General features: G+C 51.3%; 18 protein-coding genes. 14 read left to right on the forward strand and 4 right to left on the reverse strand.

All coding sequences use genetic code 11. The features are described 5' to 3' along the window. Positions 1-140: 140 nt before the first annotated feature. From hemC to ppa, 5 genes are all read left to right on the forward strand, one after another. Complete coding sequence (gene hemC, locus ACO0LK_RS05230; RefSeq protein ID WP_422972847.1) at positions 141-1,100, forward strand: hydroxymethylbilane synthase; 960 nt, start codon at positions 141-143, stop codon at positions 1,098-1,100. A gap of 24 nt (positions 1,101-1,124) precedes the next feature. After that, positions 1,125-1,922, forward strand: coding sequence for a uroporphyrinogen-III synthase (locus ACO0LK_RS05235; protein WP_422972849.1), 798 nt, complete (start codon positions 1,125-1,127; stop codon positions 1,920-1,922). A gap of 29 nt (positions 1,923-1,951) precedes the next feature. Next, positions 1,952-3,091, forward strand: a complete 1,140-nt coding sequence (locus ACO0LK_RS05240) for a uroporphyrinogen-III C-methyltransferase (RefSeq protein ID WP_422972851.1) — start codon at positions 1,952-1,954, stop codon at positions 3,089-3,091. Between the two features lie 4 nt (positions 3,092-3,095). Continuing rightward, the gene (locus tag ACO0LK_RS05245) at positions 3,096-4,292 is read left to right on the forward strand and encodes a heme biosynthesis HemY N-terminal domain-containing protein (protein WP_422972853.1); all 1,197 of its coding nucleotides are present in this window, start codon (positions 3,096-3,098) and stop codon (positions 4,290-4,292) included. 96 nt (positions 4,293-4,388) lie between these two features. Next, positions 4,389-4,925 (forward strand): inorganic diphosphatase, encoded by a 537-nt coding sequence (gene ppa / locus ACO0LK_RS05250; RefSeq protein ID WP_186946705.1) that lies wholly within the window; start codon positions 4,389-4,391, stop codon positions 4,923-4,925. A 108-nt stretch (positions 4,926-5,033) separates the two neighbouring features. Here ppa and ACO0LK_RS05255 read toward each other — a convergent pair whose 3' ends face one another. After that, a complete protein-coding gene (locus ACO0LK_RS05255; RefSeq protein WP_422972855.1) occupies positions 5,034-6,083 on the reverse strand; it encodes a serine/threonine protein kinase in 1,050 nt (349 codons plus the stop codon). Between the two features lie 31 nt (positions 6,084-6,114). Beyond that, positions 6,115-7,296: a GNAT family N-acetyltransferase gene (locus tag ACO0LK_RS05260; protein WP_422972857.1), complete on the reverse strand. Its 1,182-nt coding sequence runs from the start codon at positions 7,294-7,296 to the stop codon at positions 6,115-6,117. Between the two features lie 25 nt (positions 7,297-7,321). Here ACO0LK_RS05260 and ACO0LK_RS05265 point away from each other — a divergent pair, with 25 nt between their 5' ends. The 3 genes from ACO0LK_RS05265 (at position 7,322) to ACO0LK_RS05275 (ending at position 10,594) form a co-directional block, all read left to right on the forward strand. Continuing rightward, entirely contained in the window at positions 7,322-8,935 is a 1,614-nt protein-coding gene (locus ACO0LK_RS05265) for an NAD+ synthase (RefSeq protein ID WP_422972859.1), read from the forward strand. A gap of 122 nt (positions 8,936-9,057) precedes the next feature. Further along, the gene (locus ACO0LK_RS05270) at positions 9,058-9,396 is read left to right on the forward strand and encodes a P-II family nitrogen regulator (RefSeq protein WP_186946701.1); all 339 of its coding nucleotides are present in this window, start codon (positions 9,058-9,060) and stop codon (positions 9,394-9,396) included. Between the two features lie 100 nt (positions 9,397-9,496). Then, on the forward strand, positions 9,497-10,594 hold the full coding sequence (locus ACO0LK_RS05275; RefSeq protein WP_422973036.1) for an ABC transporter substrate-binding protein: 1,098 nt from the start codon (positions 9,497-9,499) through the stop codon (positions 10,592-10,594). A gap of 59 nt (positions 10,595-10,653) precedes the next feature. On the opposite strand, the gene ACO0LK_RS05280 is transcribed toward ACO0LK_RS05275, so the two are convergent. Continuing rightward, the gene (locus tag ACO0LK_RS05280; protein ID WP_422972862.1) at positions 10,654-11,289 is read right to left on the reverse strand and encodes a Smr/MutS family protein; all 636 of its coding nucleotides are present in this window, start codon (positions 11,287-11,289) and stop codon (positions 10,654-10,656) included. 27 nt (positions 11,290-11,316) lie between these two features. Further along, positions 11,317-12,261: a thioredoxin-disulfide reductase gene (gene trxB / locus ACO0LK_RS05285; RefSeq protein WP_186946698.1), complete on the reverse strand. Its 945-nt coding sequence runs from the start codon at positions 12,259-12,261 to the stop codon at positions 11,317-11,319. Between the two features lie 298 nt (positions 12,262-12,559). Here trxB and ACO0LK_RS05290 point away from each other — a divergent pair, with 298 nt between their 5' ends. The 6 genes from ACO0LK_RS05290 to ACO0LK_RS05315 all read left to right on the forward strand — a co-directional run bounded on the left by ACO0LK_RS05290 (position 12,560) and on the right by ACO0LK_RS05315 (position 22,414). Further along, positions 12,560-14,899: a DNA translocase FtsK gene (locus ACO0LK_RS05290; protein WP_422972864.1), complete on the forward strand. Its 2,340-nt coding sequence runs from the start codon at positions 12,560-12,562 to the stop codon at positions 14,897-14,899. An 87-nt stretch (positions 14,900-14,986) separates the two neighbouring features. Continuing rightward, positions 14,987-15,640 carry an outer membrane lipoprotein chaperone LolA gene (lolA, locus tag ACO0LK_RS05295; protein WP_422972866.1) on the forward strand — a complete coding sequence of 218 codons (654 nt, stop codon included), beginning with the start codon at positions 14,987-14,989 and terminating at the stop codon, positions 15,638-15,640. Beyond that, positions 15,641-16,948 (forward strand): replication-associated recombination protein A, encoded by a 1,308-nt coding sequence (locus ACO0LK_RS05300; RefSeq protein WP_422972868.1) that lies wholly within the window; start codon positions 15,641-15,643, stop codon positions 16,946-16,948. A 58-nt stretch (positions 16,949-17,006) separates the two neighbouring features. After that, positions 17,007-18,494, forward strand: a complete 1,488-nt coding sequence (locus ACO0LK_RS05305) for a DUF4139 domain-containing protein (RefSeq protein ID WP_422972869.1) — start codon at positions 17,007-17,009, stop codon at positions 18,492-18,494. A gap of 185 nt (positions 18,495-18,679) precedes the next feature. Continuing rightward, positions 18,680-20,407, forward strand: a complete 1,728-nt coding sequence (locus tag ACO0LK_RS05310; RefSeq protein WP_422972871.1) for an Hsp70 family protein — start codon at positions 18,680-18,682, stop codon at positions 20,405-20,407. A 3-nt stretch (positions 20,408-20,410) separates the two neighbouring features. Beyond that, the gene (locus ACO0LK_RS05315) at positions 20,411-22,414 is read left to right on the forward strand and encodes a hypothetical protein (protein WP_422972873.1); all 2,004 of its coding nucleotides are present in this window, start codon (positions 20,411-20,413) and stop codon (positions 22,412-22,414) included. The last annotated feature ends 49 nt before the right edge of the window (positions 22,415-22,463 follow it).

Here is a 22,463-nt window from a genome sequence, read left to right on the forward strand (position 1 = left end):
TTGATTCATGCCAAATTTTGCCTTAATTTACTTAAAACTATCATCTTGTCATCTGAATTACTTATAAAGTCATTTCTCAAAATGATAAAATCGCCGTTCATTTTTACACAGTTGAAAGTAGCTTTATTTTGACCAGCTCAATGACCAGCTCAGTGACCAACCTTAGCGCTAAAAAATTGATTATTGCCTCACGTGAGAGTCGTCTGGCGATGTGGCAGGCTGAACATGTACGCGATCGCCTGATCGCCCTGTATCCCGACTGGCAGGTAGAAATACTAGGAATGACAACACGTGGCGACCAGATTCTGGACAGAGCGCTGTCAAAGGTCGGCGGCAAAGGCTTGTTTGTGAAAGAGCTGGAAATCGCCATGGCCGAAGGTCGTGCTGATCTGGCCGTGCATTCGCTCAAGGATGTACCCATGGATTTGCCGGAGGGTTTTACCCTGGCGGCGATACTGGAGCGTGAAGACCCAAGGGATGCATTCGTCTCAAATGATTATGCCGGTCTCGACAGTCTGCCTGCCGGTGCCGTGGTAGGTACCAGTAGCCTGCGACGCCAGGCTCTGATTGCGGCACGTTTCCCGCATCTGGTCATACGTCCCTTGCGTGGCAACCTGGATACCCGCCTGCGCAAGCTTGATAGCGGCGAATATGCCGCCATTATCCTGGCTGCAGCCGGTCTCAAGCGTTTGGGTTTGCCAGAAAGAATACGTGCCTGCCTGGACCCGGAACAGAGCCTGCCAGCCGCAGGCCAGGGCGCAATGGCGATAGAAATACCGGACAACCGTCCAGAGCTGCAAGCCATGCTGGCTGCCTTGAACCATACTGAAACTGACCAGGCGGTGACTGCAGAACGTACGGTGTCCAAGGCATTTGGCGGTAGTTGTCAAATCCCGCTGGCAGCGTTTGCGACTGTCGGTCAGGGCAAAATGTTCATTCGCGGCATGGTGGCGACGCCGGATGGCAGCCGCATTGCACGCGCAGAAGCGTCGGGTGATGCAGATCAGGCACTGAGTCTGGGGCAAGAACTGGCAAGGGCCTTGTCGGCGCAGGATGCCGAAGGCATTCTGGCGGTATGCAAAGCCCAGATCACGGAATAATCATCTCTGCACAATATGGGCGATATGAACCACATTGATCGCGTTGGCGAAGGCAGAGGGGCGGTGATCATCACCCGGCCCGCTGCCCAGGCAGAGGACTTTGCGCGCCGTTTGCAGGCCATGGGGCGCGACTATGCCCTGTTTCCCTTGCTCGAAATCCAGCCTTTGCCGGATGAAAGCCATTTGATCGCTGAAATCGCCCATTTGCAGGATTATGCCTTGCTGGCCTTTGTCAGCCCGAATGCGATTGATGCCTTCTTTCGCCATGTCAGTCAGTATCCAAAAGAAATCCCGATTGCGGTGATGGGTGAGGGTAGTCGCCTGCGTCTGGCAGAATATGGTTTGAATGACCAGACGGCGACCATTATCCGGCCCCGCAATCAACTGAAGACGGATTCCGAAACCTTGCTCGATGAACTCGACTGCGCCGCCCTGCGAGACAAGAAAGTCTTGATCGTTCGTGGTGAAAGCGGACGCGAATTACTGGCAGATGCATTGCGCGCACGCGGTATCGAAGTCACACAACTGGCTGCTTACCGGCGCGTGGCACCGCAACTGGATGCGGGCAGGACACAGCAATTACGGCTTTTGCTGGAACAGGAAAACCAGTGGGTTGTCACCAGTTCTGAAGCATTGCGCAATCTGATGCATGATATTGATATACTGGACTTGCCTGATGGCGTGGCAAAAATGCAACGGCAACAATTGTTGGTGCCACACAGCCGTATTGAAGAAACCGCGAAATCCCTAGGATTTCAATCTATTACCTTAACAGCTTCTGGCGACGAACAACTGCTTGTCGCGTTACAATCTCGGCTATGAGTGAACAGCAACCAAATTCTGAAGCCGCAATGACGGCAAATCCTGTCGAGCCAGCAGCTCGCCAGCCGACAGTTCCTGCGCCACAGGAAAGCACCAGGTCCATGGCCTGGGGTAATCCGGCTTATCTGGCTTCCGGCGTGCTGGCCGTATTATTGGCAGTTAACTGGTGGTCGTCGCAAAACCAGATCACCAGCCTGCGGGAAGAAGTCGCCCGTCGCCTGTTGAGTGCCGATACCAATAGCAGTGAAACCAAGGTGCTGGCGCGTAATGTGCAGGAAACCGCCAAGGAAATTCAATCCAAGGTGATTCTGCTGGAAGGCAAGCAGTCTGAGGCGCAAAGCCAGCAATTGGCGCTGGAACAGCTGTATCAGGACCTGTCCAAGAATCGTGATGACTGGGCACTGGCTGAAATAGAACAGGTGTTGGCGACCGCCAGCCAGCAATTGCAACTGGCTGGCAATGTACAGGGTGCGTTGATTGCATTGCAAAATGCCGATGGTCGTCTGGCTAAATCAGAAAAACCGCAATTCATTTCCATCCGTCGTGCGATCGCGAAAGACATAGAAAGACTGAAATCCTTGCCGGCGCTGGATTTGCCCGGTGTGGCCCTGCGTCTGGACAGCGTGATTGCACAGATAGACCATATCCCTTTATGGGCAGATGAAAAATCTGTGGTATCTGCAACGCCACCGAAAGCGCCTTTGCGGGTTTTACCGAAATCTTTGCCTAAATCGCAGCAAGGCACTAACGCAGCAAAGCAGCCGGTAGAAGAGATTGTAGAAAATACCTGGACTATGCGCTTGCAGGATACCTGGCAAAGTTTTTCCAGCGAGATGTGGAATGAGGTGCGACAACTGATACGCGTGCGGAATGTGGAAACGCCCGATGTCTTGTTGCTGACGCCGACCCAATCATATTTTGCGCGTGAAAACCTGAAGTTGAGATTGCTGAATGCGCGTCTGGCACTGTTGTCGCGCAACGAAAGTATTTTCAGGAGCGACATGATTGCCGCCCAGGATGCTATCGCCAAATATTTCGATACCCGTGCCAAGCAGACCCAGACCGTGCAGGCCCTGTTGCGCCAGGTACAGGGCAGCAATCTGTCGATAGAAATGCCGACCCTGGCCGAGAGTCTGAATGCAGTACGTAACTATAAAGTGAAGCCTTAACAGTATGCGAATTTTTATCCGGCTTCTGATTCTGTTTGCGCTTGCCGTAGGTCTTGCTGTCGGTGCGCGTTATAACCCCGGTAATGTGGTTTTGTTTTATCCACCTTACCGGATAGATCTGTCATTGAATTTTTTCCTGTTTCTGGTGCTGGTACTGTTTGTGTTGTTGTATCTGGTGATACGTGCCATCGTCACGACCCGCAAGATGCCGCGCAAGGTTGCCCTGTATCGCCAGAGCAAGCGTGAAAAAGACAGTAACAAGGCTTTGCGTGAAGCCCTGAAAGCCTTGTTTGAAGGGCGTTTTGGCCATGCAGAAAAAGCCGCCATGCGCGCTACCGAATTGCCAGAAAATGCCAGTGTGGCATCCTTGATTGGTGCCCGTGCCGCCCATCACATGAGCCAGTTTGAACGTCGCGATTCCTGGTTTTCTGGTATCGAAGCTGATCAGCACTTTAAAGTCGCCCGTCTGGTCAGCATGACAGAATTGCTGGTGGATCAGCATCAGTCCGGCAAGGCGCTGGAAGCCGTGCGTGAATTGAATTCCAGTGGTGTGCGTCATATCCAGGTATTGCGATGGGCACTGAAAGCCAATCAGCAGGCGCAAAAATGGCAGGAAGTCTTGAAGCTGGTGCGCACGCTGGACAAGCATCGTGCCTTGCATCCCGCCCTGTCACAACGCCTGCGCGAACTGGCCTATGAAGATTTGCTGACCAATCAGGGGCATGATGCCGAATCGATACGTCGGGTATGGTTTGAAATCCCCCAGGCAGAACGTAAATCGGCTTTTGTTGCCTTTGTCGCCGCCAGTGCCTTCAATTCCCACGGCTTGTTTGATGATGCCCGTGGTGTAGTTGAAAAAGCCCTGAGCGAAGACTGGGATGAACGCCTGATGCGTGCCTACCGTGATGCTGCTGCCTCGGAAGGTTCGGCCGCATTGTTGTCGCAAATTGAACATTGTGAAAAATGGTCAGAGCAACATCCTACCGACCCCGAACTGGCACTGACACTTGGTACACTGTGTCTGAGACAAAAATTGTGGGGTAAGGCACAACGACATATGGAGCAGGCACTGTCGGATGCGATTGATCCACGTACCGTGCGTGAAGCCAATCTGAAGCTAGCACAGTTGCATGAAGCGCTTGGCCAGGCAGAAGAGGCAGCCAGCCATTATCGTCAGTGTGCAATTGCCACCATGCTATAAGCATGTGCCTGCTGCGACGCACAATTATGCGTCGAAAGCCGATATAATCTTGTCCAGATTGATTTCTTCTATTGATACTTATACAGAAAGTGCAACATGAGCTTGAATAAAGTCCCCGCAGGTCGTGATCTGCCTAATGATTTCAACGTCATTATCGAAATCCCAATGAACGGTGATCCGGTCAAGTATGAAGTGGATAAGGAAAGTGGCGCGATCTTCGTGGATCGTTTCATGGGCACAGCCATGCATTATCCTTGCAACTACGGTTACGTTCCACGCACTATCGCCGGTGACGGTGATCCGGTAGACGTATTGGTCATCACACCTTTCCCGCTGATCCCTGGCGTGGTGGTGCGTTGCCGCGCCATCGGCGTCCTGAAAATGAAGGATGAAGGCGGCGATGACGCCAAAGTACTGGCAGTGCCGGTAGACAAGATTTTACCTATCTACACACACTGGCAACAGCCAGAAGATCTGAATGATCTGCGCTTGCGCCAAATCCAGCATTTCTTTGAACATTACAAAGATCTGGAGCCAGGCAAATGGGTGAAAATTGAAGGCTGGGGTAGCCCGGATGACGCAAAAGCCGAAATCATGGCTGGCGTAGAAAACTACAACAAAGCAGAAGCTTAATCTGCTTGCTGCTTAGAAAAAATGGGGTGATTCATATCACCCCATTTTTTCGTTAACCTTCAGTGGTTTTTTCATTGCCACATCCATGGCCTTGGCTCTTTCAGCCAGCTAGCCCAGCATTTGTGATTTATTCAGGAAATAAGCTGCCACTGCCAGCGCTGCCAGGATCACGGCAACCCAGCTCAGCCAGGAATTCGAGTGGCCTGCGTCATCCACTTCCTTATCGGTATCATTGCCCTGTTTCTTGCGTTTGCGTTTCAGTTTTTTGTCGCGTTCAAGAAATTTTTCCAGCGCCAGCGACATTTCTGCGGCACTTTCATAGCGTGCCGCAGGGTCTTTCTGCATGGCCTTCATGACGATTCTGGACAAAGAATCCGGAATATTGGCGCTGATTTCCGATGGGTTTTTAGGTGGCTTACTTACAATTTGTTGCAATAATTTGTCTACATCCTGCGACTGGAAAGGCTTTTGCCCAGTCAGCATCTCATACATCACGGCACCCAGTGAGTACACATCCGTCAATGCAGTGACCTGTTTCCCGTTTGCCTGTTCTGGCGACATGTAATTCGGGGTACCCATGATGTTGTTGTTGAACAGGGTATGCGCCTGTTCACGGGTCTCATCAAGCACCCGGTTGGGGGCGCGGGCAATACCAAAATCGACCACCTTGGGCTGTTGGCTGGGAAGGACGAAGATATTGGCAGGCTTGATATCGCGATGTATTACGCCATTGCCATGAGCGTATTCCAGCGCATCGGCAATTTTTTGTATGATGTTGGCCGTTTCTATGATGTCAAACTGTTTGCCATCAGCCAATAAATGCCGCAAATCTTTGCCTTGCAGAAATTCCATCGCAATGAAAGTGGTTCCACCTTCACTGGATGCATCAAAAATCGTCACAATATTTGGATGAGACAGGCGACCAGCAGCTCGGGCTTCATTGATGAATTGCTGTTCACGCTGTTTCTTGTCGGCAGCATTATTGCCTGCACTAAATATTTTGATGGCAACATCACGGTCAATGACGGGATCGTGTCCAAGGTAGACGGCACCATTGGATCCCATACCTATTCTTTCGCTCAGATAAAAGCGGCCGACACGCTTGGTCGGTAACTGGGCCGGAGGCAAGTTCGGTGTGGAAATGAAATTATTTTGCATGGCAACAGGATGCCCTGATCTAGGCAAAATTTCAAGTAGGTACCTCCGTATCAGACTGTGAAGATTTGTAAGGTGAGTGTTCGTTGAGTTCGTTGTAATACAACTCGACTCCACCAGTTTCGCGTTTAAGAAATTCGGATACCGCATTTGCAAAATCCGGATGACTCAGATGATGGGCAGACCAGGTTTTGGTTGGTAAAAAGCCGCGTGCCATCTTGTGCTCACCCTGAGCGCCGCCTTCAAAGATGCGAATTTTTTCCTGTATGCAAAATTCTATGGCCTGGTAATACGCAGTTTCAAAATGCAGGCAGGGGTGATGCTCCAGACAGCCCCAATAGCGGCCATACACCGTATCGTCGTCATGTACCAATAACGAGGCAGCAATTCTATTGCCCGAATGCAATGCAAATATAAGATGGATATTTTCCGGCATGGTATTGCCTATTCGCAAGAAAAAATCCAGGTTCAGATAAGGGGTAGAGTGGTGTTCTCTATAGGTATGGTCATAGCAGCGTTTGAAGAATAGCCAATCTTCTTCCCGCATGTCGCTGCCCTTGATATGCTGAAACTGTATACCGGCATCGCTGACCTTGCGGCGTTCGGCGTGGATGTTTTTGCGCTTCTTCTTGTCCAGCCCATCCAGAAAATCTTCAAAGCAGCGGTAATTCCGGTTTTCCCAATGAAACTGCACGCCCGTACGTAACAGATAACCCGCCTGTTCCAGTCGCTGTGCCTGCTCTTCCGGCAGGAACAGCAGGTGACTGGATGAAAATTCACCAACTTTTTGCAGCTCTTGCAGGGCTGCTATCAGGGCATCCTGCGCTTGCGGCGTGGTTGCCAGCAGGCGATTGCCGGTGACCGGCGTAAATGGTAGTGCCGACAGCAATTTGGGATAATAGGCAAAACCATAGCGCTGATACGCTTCGGCCCAGGCCCAGTCAAATACATATTCGCCGTAAGAATGGTTTTTTTCATACAAGGGCAGGGCGGCGATTAGTTGTTCGCCTTCCCAGATGGTGATGAAACTGGGTTGCCAACCGCTTTTGGCGGATGCCGAACCTGATTCATGCAGTGCATGTAAAAATGCATAAGATAAAAAGGGATTGGGATGCGATTGCGCCGCAATCAGCGTATCCCATTGAAACTGCGCTATGTCAGACAGTGAAGTGACAATGCGCATGCGATAATGCGGTGCAATAGATTCAAATTTCATTTTCGATTAAAACAGATTTGCCACTATGACAGTAAAAGTAGCCATTGCCCAGATGAATAGTGTTGTCGGTGATCTTGCCGGTAATGCTGCACAGATTGTAGAGTATGCCCGCCGCGCTGCGGAACAGGGCACAGACATACTTGTGACCCCGGAACTATCCCTGGTTGGTTATCCGCCTGAAGATTTGTTACTGCGACAGGCGTTTTACCTTGAAACTGCACAGGCATTAACAGCGCTTGGCAAACAGCTTACGCTATTTCCGGGACTTGCTGTTTTGGTCGGTCATCCGGCGGAATCGGATGGCAGACGGTATAATGCTGTTTCTGTCCTGCAAGATGGCGTTGTCGAGGCGGTCTATTTCAAACGCGATTTGCCAAATGACATGGTGTTTGATGAGAAACGTTATTTTTCATCCTCTGCCCAGGCCTGTGTATTTGAAGTAAAAGGCATCCATTTTGGCATCAATATCTGTGAAGATACCTGGCTGCCCGATGCCCCTGCGCTGGCTAGACAGGCTGGTGCGCAAGTATTGCTGGTGCCTAACGGCTCACCGTATCATATGGGCAAGCAGCATCAGCGTTATGACGTGATGCGCAGCAATGTGATCTCGCAAGGCCTGTCACTGGTGTATGCAAACCTGGTGGGCGGGCAGGACGAACTGATTTTTGATGGCAATTCTTTTGTCATGGATGCGCAGGGCCAGGTATGTGCGCAACTGAAACATTGTGAAGCAGATTTGCATATCATCGAATTTGATGGGGCCCAACCCCTGTTGACACGTATTGAACCCGCTTTGTCACTCGAAGCAGAGGTGTATCAGGCACTGGTGATGGGAGTGCGTGATTACGTCGGCAAGAATGGTTTCCCCAGTGTCTTGCTGGGTTTGTCAGGCGGTGTGGATTCGGCCCTGGTGCTGGCCGTTGCCGTCGATGCGCTAGGCGCAGACAAGGTCAGGGCCATCATGATGCCATCGCCATACACAGCGGACATCTCATGGATAGATTCGCGCGACATGGTGGCACGCATAGGCGTGCGTTATGATGAAATTGCCATCAGCGACTGTTTTGATGCCTTCCGTATTACACTTAGCAAAGAATTTGCCGGGCTGAAAGAAGACACGACAGAAGAGAATATCCAGGCCAGGATACGTGGCACCTTGTTGATGGCCTTGTCGAATAAATACGGTTCCATCGTTTTGACGACGGGTAACAAGAGTGAAATGGCGGTCGGTTACTGCACCCTGTATGGGGACATGGCTGGTGGTTTTGCCGTAATCAAGGATATTGCCAAAACCCTGGTGTATCGCCTGTGTGCTTATCGCAATACCCTGTCAGCCGTGATACCCGAACGGATATTGACCAGGGCGCCGTCAGCTGAATTGCGACCTGATCAAAAGGATCAGGATTCCCTGCCGCCATATGACATCCTGGATGGCATCATGGCCATGTACATGGAAGAAAACAAGGCGCGTGCAGAAATCGTTGCTGCCGGCTACAAGACGGAAGATGTGGAACGCATCACCCGTCTGATCAAGATTAATGAATACAAGCGGCGTCAAGCGCCCATAGGTATCAGGATTACCCACCGTGCTTTCGGGCGTGACTGGCGTTATCCTATTACTTCGAAGTTCAGAGACTAGTGAACAGTAATAGTTGAAACAGGTGTGCAAACCTGTGCCCGGAGATTCGGGCCAGGCAGAGCATGCTCGTTCAGCTTTTAACGTGCACGATAAATTATTTCGTATTAACTAAGGAGAGGGAAATGAAACAGATTACCGCTATTATCAAACCGTTCAAACTCGACGAAGTACGTGAAGCTCTGGCCGACGTGGGCGTCACTGGATTGACCGTGGTTGAGGTAAAAGGCTTTGGTCGTCAAAAAGGGCATACAGAACTGTATCGCGGCGCAGAATACGTCGTCGATTTTCTGCCCAAGATCAAGGTGGAAGTCGTCGTCGATGACAACATTGCTGACAATGTTGTAGACGCGATTATCAAGGCAGCCCACACCGGCAAGATTGGTGACGGCAAAATTTTTGTACAAAATGTTGAGCAGGTGATACGAATTCGTACTGGCGAGACGGGGTCTGATGCGGTTTAATATGAAGAAGTTGAATACAGTAAAGCAGTTAGTAAAATTTGGATTTGCAGATTTTTCAAGAGCAAAAGTAAAAGCAAAAATTGGGGTGGCACTGGTACTGATGGCGATCGCACATGCCCATGCAGAAACCGGTGTCACAGACAGGAAGATTTTATTGGGCCAGTCCGCTGCGTTTTCCGGACCGGCAGCACAACTTGGCATACAGTTGAACCTGGGCGCCAAGACGTATTTTGATCAGGTTAATGCGACTGGTGGTGTGTATGGTCGCAAGATTGAAATCATCCAGAAGGATGATAAGTATGAGGCAGACCTCGCTGCTGCCAATACCAAGACCCTGATCGAAACTGATGGTGTCTTCGCCTTGTTTGGTTATGTAGGTACTGCAACCAGCAATGCCGCCTTGCCGATTTTTTCACAAGCAAAAGTCCCTTTCTTTGCCCCCTTCAGTGGTGCCCAGTCTTTGCGGGAACCATTCAATCGCCAGATCTTTCACATCCGGGCTAGTTATTTTGACGAAACCGAACATCTGGTAGACCAGCTCGCCAATCTGGGAACAAAAAGCATTGCCGTCTTTTATCAGAACGATGCCTACGGCAAGGCAGGTCTTGCCGGTGTTGAACTGGCAATGAAGAAAAGAAATCTCAAACTTTCTGAAACGGTCACTGTTGAAAGAAACAGTACGGATGTCACTGCGGCGGTTGCCAAGTTATTGCCCAAGCGTCCCGATGCCATCATACAGATCAGTACCTACGCAGCTAGTAGTGCACTGATCAAGGAAATGCACAAGGCTTCTTACACCGGCATGTTCTACAACGTGTCATTTGTCGGCAGTCAGGCATTGGCCGATACCCTGGACAAGGATGGTGTAGGTGTCGTCGTATCTCAGGTGACGCCCTTCCCATGGTCAGGATCGATTCCACTCGTGGCCGAATACACCAAAAATCTTGACAAGGCAGGCGTCAAAAATTTGAACTTCTCAAGCTTTGAAGGTTATATCGCTGCCAAGGTATTTGTCGAAGGTTTGAAACGTGCAGGGCCTGCATTGACACGCGAAAAATTGGTGTCTGCGCTGGAAACAATCAATCGTGGCAGCTACGATCTTGGCGGCTATGACATCAGCTTCTCGCCTTCCAATCATAACGGTTCCAAGTATGTTGACATGACCGTTATTTCGAAAGACAAGAAGTTCCGTAATTAAGCTGTATTGCAACATTGAGCCCTTATTGTGTGGGGCTCAATGTTCGGGTGTTCTGGTGTTCAGGATTTCAGCAGTACGATCAGGGCACCAGAACCACCATCCGCCGCAGTTGCCTGGCTAAACGCCAATACTTCATCTTTCTGTATCAGCCAGTTCCTGACTTTTTGCTTGAGCACGGGTTCCTTGTTGACTGATCCCAAACCCTTGCCGTGGATAATGCGCACGCAACGTGTGCCATTGCGCATACACTTGCGCAAGAATTCTCCCAGGCTGTCTCTGGCTTCATCGCGGCGCAGGCCGTGCAGATCCAGTTGGGCCTGTATCACCCAATGACCTTTCCTGAGCTTTCTGACGACATCCTGGCCAACACCGGTACGGGTGTAGCTGAGATTTTCGTCCGTTTCCAGCAGCGAATCGGCATCAAATTCATCTGACAGCGATTCCTGCAATGCCGCCTGCTCATCTGCCAGATGCTGGAAGGGCAGGGGCTCGGGGCGGGTTGGTATCGGGTTGTGTTTCGCAGCAATTTTCAGAGGTGCTATCGTGCCCACGCTGGAACGAAAAATATTCGCCTCTTCCCTGGCTTTCTTTTCCCGCTCCAGACGTATTGCTTCTGCACGTTGCCGGCTTTCTTCCTGCTGCTTTAATTGCTGGCTGAGTGACTTCAGGTCAGCAAGGTTTTTAAAAGACGACATGTGATACTTTCCCTGACCTGGCTGGTCTTATTCTTCCAGGAAACGCTGTGCATCCAGCGCAGCCATGCAACCTGTGCCTGCACTGGTGATGGCCTGGCGATACACATGATCCTGCACATCACCGGCAGCAAACACGCCTGGTACATTGGTGGCTGTTGCCATGCCTTCGGTACCGGTACGTGTCTTGATGTAGCCATTATGCATTTCCAACTGGCCTTCAAAAATGCTGGTATTCGGCTTGTGACCAATCGCGATGAATACACCATGCAGGGTGATAGGGGTAACTGTACCGTCGGCTGCCTTGACCTTGATACCGGTCACGCCTGACTCATCGCCCACCACTTCATCCAGCGTATGGTTCCATTTGACTTCAATCTTGCCTTCAGCTACCTTGGCCATCAGGCGATCGATCAGAATCGCTTCGGCACGGAACTTGTCACGCCTATGGATCACTGTCACCTTGCTGGCGATATTCGACAGGTACAGCGCTTCTTCTACCGCTGTATTGCCGCCACCAACGACGGCTACTTCCTTGCCGCGATAAAAGAAACCGTCACAGGTAGCGCAGGCAGACACGCCTTTGCCCATGAAGGCCTGTTCAGACGGCAGGCCCAGGTATTGGGCTGATGCGCCGGTGGCGATGATCAGTGAATCACAAGTGTATTGTGCCTGGTCGCCGATCAGGCGTATCGGTTTTTCATCCAGCTTGGCGGTGTGGATGTAATCAAAAATGATTTCGGTATTGAAGCGCTCTGCGTGTTGCAGAAAGCGCTGCATCAATTCCGGCCCTTGCACGCCCATAGGGTCGGCGGGCCAATTTTCGACATCGGTGGTTGTCATCAGTTGGCCACCTTGCTCGACACCGGTGATCAGCACGGGTTTCAGATTGGCGCGGGCTGCATACACGGCAGCAGAATAACCTGCGGGGCCAGAGCCAAGAATTAATACATGAGCGTGTTTGGGTGTGGACATAGCAGACCTGATAAAAAAGTTAAGCGAATAAAGCGAAATGCTGGATGACTAATATGCAGTAGAGATGGCGATTTTCATGCAAATTTCAAGTATTTTTGCCAATTTTGCATCGCTATTCCGTGATAACTCTAAATTATAGACTATCCATGACAGGGTCGTGAGGCAGCATTGGGGCAGGGTGTAGTTCTGGAAGCTCAACTTTGTTTCAACTGTTACAGCCCACTTGTTTGGCGCAGACAGGCTATCATGCTATCTTGTCAGCTTTTGATGGCTGTCTGGATGAGGTTTTCCCCGTTTTATGACTACAAGTAACGAAGCTTATACGCGAAGCAATAAACCCGCAGCAGCACCTGCCGCACCACCCAACCGCTTTGTCGTGTTGTTGATGGAAGCCAGGTGGATAGCGCTGGCTGCGTTATGCGTTTGCCTGGTGCTGATACTGGCCACGTATTCAACGCGTGATCCTGGCTGGTCCAGGTCCATCGACATTCCCAAGTTACACAATATTGCCGGCAAGTTCGGGGCCTGGTTGTCTGATGTCTTGTTCTATGTATTTGGCGTCTCTGCATGGTGGTGGTGTGTCGCTGCCAGTCGCCAGGTCTGGAAGTCTTATCACAAGCTGTCGCAAAGAGTGAAGCTCAACCCGGATCCTGAGCCTGAAGTCGGTTTCCCCGAAATCCTGGCTGAAGCCATCGGTTTTGCCTTGCTGCTGGCTGGTAGCATGGGCCTGGAATTTTTGCGCATGCATAGCCTGAAAGTCGCCTTGCCGCTGGCACCTGGCGGTGTCCTGGGTGAATTGATAGGCAATGCCGCCTTTGCCACCATAGGCTTTACCGGTGCAACTTTGCTGTTGCTGTTGATGATTGCTTTGGGTATCAGCCTGTATTTCCATGTGTCGTGGCTTACGATTGCTGAACGCATAGGCAGCGGCATTGAATTTGTGTTTGTCTTTGTGCAAAACAAACATGCAGATGCTGAAGACCGTCGCGTTGGCCAGACTGCCGCCGTCAAGCGCGAAGAAGTCGTGGTGCAGGAACGGGCCAAGATCGTCGAAGCAGCACCAATACGCATAGAGCCACAAGTGGTTGCCGTACAGCGTTCTGAACGGGTGGAAAAAGAAAAGCAGGTATCCCTGTTCAATGAACTGCCGGATACTAATCTGCCACCTTTGTCCCTGCTGGATGAGCCACCACCGGTGCAGGAAACTGTCAGTGTACAGACGCTGGAATTTACCAGCCGCCTGATAGAGAAAAAACTCTCGGATTTTGGTGTCGATGCCAAAGTGGTTGCCGCCTATCCTGGCCCTGTGGTTACCCGTTATGAAATTGAACCGGCCACTGGTGTCAAGGGTAGCCAGATCGTCAATCTGGCGCGTGACCTGGCGCGTTCCCTGTCGCTGACATCAATACGCGTGGTCGAAACCATTCCCGGCAAAAATTTCATGGGCCTGGAATTGCCCAATCCAAAACGCCAGATCGTGCGGCTGACCGAAATCCTGGGTTCCAAAGTCTATAACGACAGCACATCCAGCCTGACGGTGGCGCTGGGCAAGGATATTGGCGGTCACCCCATCTGTGCTGACCTGGCCAAGATGCCGCATTTGCTGGTGGCGGGTACGACTGGTTCCGGTAAGTCTGTGGGTATCAATGCCACCATTCTGTCACTGCTGTACAAGTCAGATCCGAATGACGTACGCATGATTTTGATCGATCCAAAAATGTTGGAAATGTCGGTGTACGAAGGCATACCGCATTTGCTGGCACCGGTGGTAACCGATATGCGCCAGGCCGGCCATGCTCTGAACTGGGCTGTGGGCGAGATGGAACGTCGCTACAAACTGATGTCCAAGCTGGGTGTGCGTAATCTGGCCGGTTATAACGCCAAGATTGCCGAGGCTGCACGTAAGGAAGTGCACATCCCCAATCCATTCAGTCTGACACCGGATGCACCAGAACCGCTGGACAAACTGCCTACCATCGTCATCATCATTGATGAGCTGGCTGATCTGATGATGGTCGTTGGTAAAAAAGTGGAAGAACTGATTGCCCGTATCGCGCAAAAAGCCCGTGCAGCAGGTCTGCATCTTATCCTGGCGACCCAAAGGCCGTCGGTGGACGTGATTACCGGCCTGATCAAGGCGAATATTCCTACCCGTATCGCCTTCCAGGTCAGCAGCAAGATAGATTCGCGCACCATTCTTGACCAGATGGGGGCGGAAGCACTGCTTGGTATGGGTGACATGCTCTACATGCCACCAGGCACAGGCTTGCCTATTCGCGTCCACGGTGCTTTCGTATCCGATGAAGAAGTGCATCGCGTGGTTGAATATTTAAAATCACAGGGCGAACCGAATTACATCGAAGGCATACTCGAAGGCGGCACGCTGGAAGAGGGCGGCGAGGCAGGTGGCGAAAGTGCGGGTGCAGTCGGTGGTGAAGCTGATGCCTTGTATGATCAGGCCGTGGCCGTGGTACTCAAGAACCGTCGCGCATCCATTTCGCTGGTGCAAAGACATTTACGTATAGGTTACAATCGCGCCGCCCGTTTGCTGGAACAAATGGAACAAAGCGGTGTCGTATCTACCATGCAGTCGAATGGTAACCGTGAAATTCTGGTTCCCGCCGGGAATACGGAATAAGCGCAGAATAGACAGCGTAGCGAAAAAATTGCAGAACAGCAGAACAGCAGAACAGCAGAACAGCAGAACAGCAGAACAGGATACTCAGTGAAGAAACACACTAGCATGATGGCAAAACTGGCGGCAGGTGCGATGGCATTTGCGCTGATGCCTGCATTGGCATCGGCAGCCGCCGTCGAACAGTTCAAGGCATTTGTTACCAATAACAAAAGCGCCAGGGGTGAATTTACGCAGCAGCAGGTCAAAGTGGTCGATGGCGTCTCCAAGATCAGCAAGACTGCCACCGGCAATTTTATCTTTGCCCGCCCTGGCAAGTTTGTCTGGGCGTATGTCAAACCGTATGAACAAATTTTGCAGGCCGATGGCGACAAACTCTACATCTACGACAAGGACCTGAATCAGGTCACTATTCGTCCCTTGGGCAATGCCCTCGGTTCCAGTCCCGCAGCCATTCTGTTTGGCAGTGCCGGTGCAGCCGATCTGGATAAAAACTTCAGCTTCAAGGAAGTCGGCAATAAACAGGGGCTGGAATGGCTGGAAGCCACACCCAAGGCCAAGGATACGCAGTTCGAACATATAGGCATAGGCATGAAAGATGGCCTGCCTGTGGCGCTGGAATTGCGTGACAACTTCGGCCAGTTCTCTGTACTGACCTTGAAAAATCTGGAAAAGAATCCGACGCTGAAACCTGATCAGTTCAAGTTTGTCGTACCCGCCGGTGCCGACGTATTTCGCCAGTAAATGAATACGCTGCACAACAATCCGCGCAAGAAACCTGCACCATTGGCTGAACGCATGCGTCCGGCCACGCTGGATGATGTCATCGGCCAGCAGCATATTCTGGGCGAAGGCAAGCCGCTGCGCGTGGCTTTCCAGTCGGGCGAACCACATTCGATGATATTGTGGGGGCCGCCAGGTGTTGGCAAGACCACGCTGGCACGCCTGATGGCAGACGCTTTTTTGTGTGAATTCATCGCTCTGTCGGCCGTATTGTCAGGTATCAAGGATATCCGTGAAGCGGTAGAACGCGCCCAGATCTTGCAGGCAACCTCACACCGCAGAACCATCCTGTTTGTCGATGAAGTCCATCGTTTCAACAAGAGCCAGCAAGATGCCTTCCTGCCGCATGTGGAAAGTGGCCTGTTCACCTTCATCGGCGCCACTACTGAAAATCCTTCTTTTGAAGTCAATAGCGCCTTGCTGTCACGCGCCTCAGTGTATGTATTGAAATCGCTGACGGATGAAGACCTGGCAGCCATGGTAGTGCGCGCCTGCGAGCGTGAACTGGATGGTTTGACGCTGACACCAGAAGCAATGGCCAGCCTGGTATCGAGTGCCGATGGTGATGGTCGCAAATTGCTGAACAATCTCGACATCGTTGCCCATGCAGCGGTCGCCAAACATCTCGATACCGTCGACCAGGGTTTGCTGGGGGAATGCCTGGGCGATGCGCTGCGTCGCTTTGACAAAGGTGGCGACGCCTTTTATGACCAGATTTCTGCCCTGCATAAATCAGTGCGTGGTTCCAATCCTGATGCTGCCTTGTACTGGTTGGTGCGCATGCTCGACGGTGGTGCCGACCCACGCTACATGGCCAGGCGCATCGTGCGCATGGCGTCAGAAGATATCGGCCTGGCCGATCCGCGTGCTCTGCGCATTTGCCTGGATGCGGCAGAAACCTATGAAAGGCTGGGTTCGCCCGAAGGTGAACTGGCATTGGCCGAAGCCGTTATTTATCTGGCCTGCGCCGCCAAATCGAATGCCGTTTATAAAGCCTACAACGCGGTGAGGGCCATGATCGCGAAAGACAAGTCACGCGTAGTGCCCGAGCATTTACGCAATGCGCCAACCAAGCTCATGAAAGAACTGGGCTACGGCAAATTGTATCGCTATGCACACGATGAACCAGATGCCTACGCCGCCGGTGAAACCTATCTGCCAGAAGGTCTGGAAAGTGAATCATGGTACCACCCGGTACCACGTGGTCTGGAAATCAAAATTGCAGAAAAGCTGGCCTATCTGCGCAGCCTGGATGATCAGGCCAAGTAGAAGTCCTTGCATCCATCAATAGCTATATCCGTTGTGCCAATTATTTCAAGGATTTGTCATGCAAAACTTATTTCCTGTATACCCATTTGCTATTCGCCCATTTGCTGTGAGCTCATTTACATCAAGCCTGTTGTTATTGTCCCTGGTGGGAAGCGCGTATGCCCAGACCGAAGAGCAGCGCAGTACCCTGGCGGAGCAAAAAGAAGTCGCTGTCACGATCTACAATGAAAACCTGGCCCTGGTCAAAGACCAGCGCAAACTGCAACTGAAGCGTGGCGCAACAGCGCTGGCTTTTCGTGATGTCAGTGCAAAGATGCGTCCAGAAACCGCCTTGCTGCGCAGCCTGACTGCGCCCGGCAGTTTGTCTGTCGTTGAGCAGAATTTCAATTTCGACTTGCTGACTCCGCAAAAATTGCTGGAAAAATATGTAGGTCGCAATGTGAATATCGTCCGCACCAATCCCGCGACAGGCGTTGAGACTACCGAATCTGCACAAGTCCTGTCTGCCAATAGCGGCATTGTATTGAAGATAGGTGACCGCATAGAAACCGGCTTGCCGGGTGGCCGCATTATTTACCCTGATGTACCGGCCAATCTGCGTGACCGGCCAACGCTGGTGATGGCACTGGATAACACTGGCGCACAACAGCAGGACGTGGAACTCAGTTATCTGACCGGCGGCCTTTCATGGAAAGCTGATTATGTGGTGGAGCTCAATCCCGCAGATGACAAGCTCGATATCTCGGGTTGGGTTACCTTGGGTAATACCAGTGGCACGACTTATAGCAATGCAAAATTGCAACTGGTGGCTGGTGACGTCAATCAAGTGACACAAAGGGTGGAAGTAGCAGGTAGTGCAGTCAGAATGGATAGCGCCAAGCCATTATTGGCAAGAAAGGCGATGGCCGAAGAGTCTTTGTTTGAGTATCATTTGTATACTCTGGACCGGCCAACCACGATCGCAGAAAACCAGACCAAGCAGGTCGCCTTGCTGACTGCATCCGGCGTCCCGGCACGCAAGGAATTGCTACTGGCCGGCAATGATTATTACTACCAAAGCAGCTACGGTGACCTTGGCCAGAAAATGAAGATAGGTGTCTTTGTTGAGTTCGACAATAAAGAAGCTTCGCAACTGGGTATGCCACTGCCAAAAGGCATCGTGCGCGTGTATAAAAAAGACGCTTCAGGCAATGCCCAGTTCATCGGTGAAGATAGTGTTGACCACACGCCCAAGAATGAAAAAGTACGCCTGAAACTGGGTGAGGCTTTTGATGTGACGGCAGACAAGAAACAGACAGACTTCAAGAAGCTCTCTGGCACAGGGAAATACAATTATGTATTCGAAAGCGCGTATGAATTGGTGTTGAAAAACGCCAAGAAAGAAGCCGTCGTCGTGACTGTGCAAGAGCCTATGCCAGGTGACTGGCAAGTGTTGAGTAGCAGCCATCCTTATGTCAAAGCGGCCAGCAACGCCGCAGTCTGGAAGATCAGCGTACCGGCCGAAGGCAGCACCAAGCTGGTTTACCGTAGCGTCGTTCGTTACTGATAAATCTTAGTTTTGTTATTCAACGGGGTCCATTTCTGCCTTAGGATAAGGCAGAAATGGACCCCGTTTGCTTGTTTTGTTTGCCACAAACAGGGATTCTGGTTTATTTTATGAAGCTTTGACGAGTTGTTCAGGCTTTGTCGGTTTGGCACAGACACGTTTTACTTCTTTGGAGTTGATTGCGTATGATCATTGGTATCGATTTGGGAACCACCAACAGCCTGGTTGCTGTCTGGCGTGATGGCAAGGCGCAATTGATAGCAAATGGTTTGGGCGATACTCTGACACCTTCCTGCGTCAGCCTGGATCAGGATGGGACTATACTGGTCGGCAAGGCCGCAAGAGAGCGTTTGCAAACACATCCTGATAAATCGGTGGCGGTGTTTAAACGCTACATGGGTAGCGACAAGAAAATACAACTGGGCAAGCGCGAGTTTCGTGCTGAAGAGTTGTCCGCCTTCGTTTTGAAAGCGCTGAAGGCGGATGCAGAAGCCTTCTTGGGTGAACCAGTAACCGAAGCCATCATCACCGTTCCCGCCTATTTTTCAGACGCGCAACGCAAGGCGACCAGGGCCGCAGGGCAGTTGGCCGGGCTGAAGGTTGATCGCCTGCTCAATGAACCAACGGCGGCGGCTTTGGCCTATGGCATGCATCAGATAGATGGTGAATCACGCTTTCTGGTATTCGATCTGGGTGGCGGTACCTTTGATGTTTCCATACTCGAACTGTTTGAAGGCGTCATGGAAGTGAGGGCGTCGGCAGGTGATAATTACCTCGGTGGTGAAGACATTACCAATGCCATCGTTGACCTGTTCTTCCAGCGCCATGATCTGAATGCGGAAAAACGTAATGACGCCGCCTTCATGCAGCGACTGACCGCAGCGGCTGAAAATGCCAAGCGTGCCATGACTACAGAGCAGACTGCCAAAGTCAAAATACATGTAGACCAGCGTGACCTGGAACTGGAGCTGGATGAAGCTGCGCTGGATAAAATCTGCGCGCCCTTGCTCAAGCGTATGCGTGATCCGGTAGAGCGCGCCCTGCGTGACACCAATCTACGCAGCAATCAACTGGACAGCATCGTGCTGGCCGGTGGCGCCACCCGTATGCCCATCATCAAGCGCCTGGTGACGCTGATGTTTGGCCGTTTCCCTGCCAGTGACATCAATCCCGATGAAGTGGTGGCCATGGGTGCCGCCGTACAGGCTGGCCTGAAGATGAAAGATGCCGCGCTGGATGAAGTGGTGATGACGGATGTTTCACCCTATTCGCTCGGCGTGGAAGTCGCTATTTCTCTGGCAGATGGCCGTAATGCCAAGGGACATTTTTCACCTGTGATCGAACGCAATACCGCGGTGCCGGTCAGTCGTGTACAGCGCTTCTTTCCCATCGAAGACAGGCAGGTCAGGCTGACGCTGGAAATTTACCAGGGTGAGTCTCGTCTGGTGAAGGACAATATCCATCTGGGGACACTGAACCTGAAGCTGGCACCCTTGCCGCGTGATGAAAACGGTGTTGACGTGCGTTTTACCTATGATGTCAACGGCTTGCTGGAAGTGCAGGCAACGCTGGTCAAGACCCAGGAAACCCATTCCATCGTCATTCAGGGTAACCCCGGCATGTTGACTGATGAAGAAATCAAGCGACGTTTTGCTGAACTGGAAAAAATCAAGATGCACCCGCGCGATACGCTGGAAGTGCGTACTGCACTGGCACGCGCCGACCGTATTTACGAAACCTTGCGCGGCAATGCACGCAACTGGCTGGCGGTGCAGATCAGTGAATTTGAAGGCGTAATTGAAAGCCAGAACTCGCGCCTGATTGACCCGGCATTGAAAAAATTCTCCGAGCTCTTGCATCAGATCGAAAAGGATACGCATTTGCATACCGACTTTGACCCGCAACCGAATTAAGCCATGTCGTATCTGCCTTCTTTTTTCAAGCAATATGAACTTACCCGCGACGCAGAGGAGCGTGATGTCAAACGTGCCTATGCCAAAGCGCTAAAAAAAATCGACCAGGAGAATGATCCTGCCGGTTTTCAGGCGCTGCGCGAATCCTATGAACATGCCTTGCAGTGGCTGCAAAACAAAAGCATGTATGCGCGATGGGAAAGTGTTGAGGACGAAATTGAAAGCGAGGCTGAAGGAGAGCTTATAGTTGGCAATGAGGTTGACACTGAGGTTGACACTGAAGATGCTACTGCACATGAAAACATAGAGACATTCATTCATGAGCCGCCTGTCATACCGGTATCCGAACAGCCTGTATCGTCAGTCCCTCAGCCGGTCTTGGCAGAACAGAAAGCTGAACCGGCAACCAGACTTTCGCCTGAAGTAAGCGAACCAGAACCAGATCAGCCAGATACAGACATCAAACCATGGCCAGACGCAGAGGCGCTGGCACGCATCAAAGCAGCAGCACAAGCCAATACGCCTGCCTTGCCCAGCCCCGATGCCATGGCGCAAGCCGTGTTTGAGCAAATGCGTCAGCAATTGCTTGATACCGCAGCTACAGCAGACCATGCCAGCGTTGCGCTGGAAGCAGCATTGAATGATGAGCGCCTGATACAGGTAGAGGCGCGCCATCTGTTTGAATGCAACATGGCCCGTTATATTCTGGCCGGTTGGCATGCCGGTGATGGCGAATTGTTTGACGCTGCCTTGCGTCAGTTTGAATGGAACAAGGACAAGCAGCGCCTGTTTAGCCTGGATCCACGTGCTTTCACTCTGGATCGTGCCCTGACGGAAATGGCTGTTTTTGATGAAAAAAGTAAAAAAATCCAGAATAAACAGTTAGCCCTTATCCGCAAGGCCAGGTCGGATGAATTTCCTGGTGTCGATTATCTGCAGATTAATTTGCCACAGATGGAACAGATGCTCACACTGTTTCCAAACTGGATGTCGCTGGTGACCAAGGTTGGTAATATTCGTGACTGGCGTAAAACCTACAACGAAATGACCCAGTACCGTGACGTGTCTGCCGTATCGGATGATGGACAGCCAAAAAGCATAGGTAGCGTCATCGGTAAGCCGCCAGCACCTGCATCCAACTGGCTAATGGACAACAAGGCCATTTCCTTCTTCCTGCTTTTTGCGATCATTAAGCTGTTGTCTGTATTTAGCGGGGCTTTGTCGACCAATAACTATACGCAATACACGCCACAGAAGCCGGGCTATGACCATAGCAAGGCCGCGGGTCTGTCACAACACGCCACGGATTATTTCCTGGGCCGTAATGGCTTGCAGGTAAATGTGGATGAAGCCATCAAACTGTGGACGCAGGCATCAGACAAAGGTGACAAGGAAGCCTCATATCAACTGGGCTGGCTTTACTTTGTTGGTAATAAAGTAGAAAAAAATGCGACCAAAGCCCACAGCTGGTTTTCGCTTGCGGCAGAGCAAGGCAAGGAAAGTGCAGTGGTACTGGTAGGTGACGATTTGCTCAATGGCGAAGGGGTAGCTAAAAATTCCGTAGAAGCCTTTAACTGGTATAAAAAAGCCGCAGACAAGGGCAGCAGCATCGCCCAGCTTAAACTGGCAACCCTGTATGAAAAAGGCATAGGTGTAAAAGCAAACAAGGCCGAAGCCGTCAAAATGCTGACCTTGTCGGCAGAACAGGGGCAGGTTGGGGCAGAAAGTACCCTTGGCCAGTTATATTGGTTTGGTCAGTTCGGCTTGAAAAAAGACGAAGACAAGGCTGTCTTGTGGCTTTCCAGAGCCGCACAAAAAGGCAATGGTACGGCACAGGGCCTTTACGGGCGAGCTTATGAACTTGGTGTGGGCGGCCTCAACAAGCAGCCTTCAATTGCGGTGGAATGGTATAAAAAAGCCACCAAAAACTATAATAAACAGGCCAAAATCTGGTTGCAGCAACTCTGCGACAAGGAAAAGTTGCCAGCTTGTACATCGGCTATTTGATTGCTTTATTGATCCTTTGTAGCTGATAAACCCAGGCTTTTCCATTTTG

The organism is Undibacterium sp. Ji49W (assembly GCF_049340205.1).
Classification (GTDB): domain Bacteria; phylum Pseudomonadota; class Gammaproteobacteria; order Burkholderiales; family Burkholderiaceae_D; genus Undibacterium.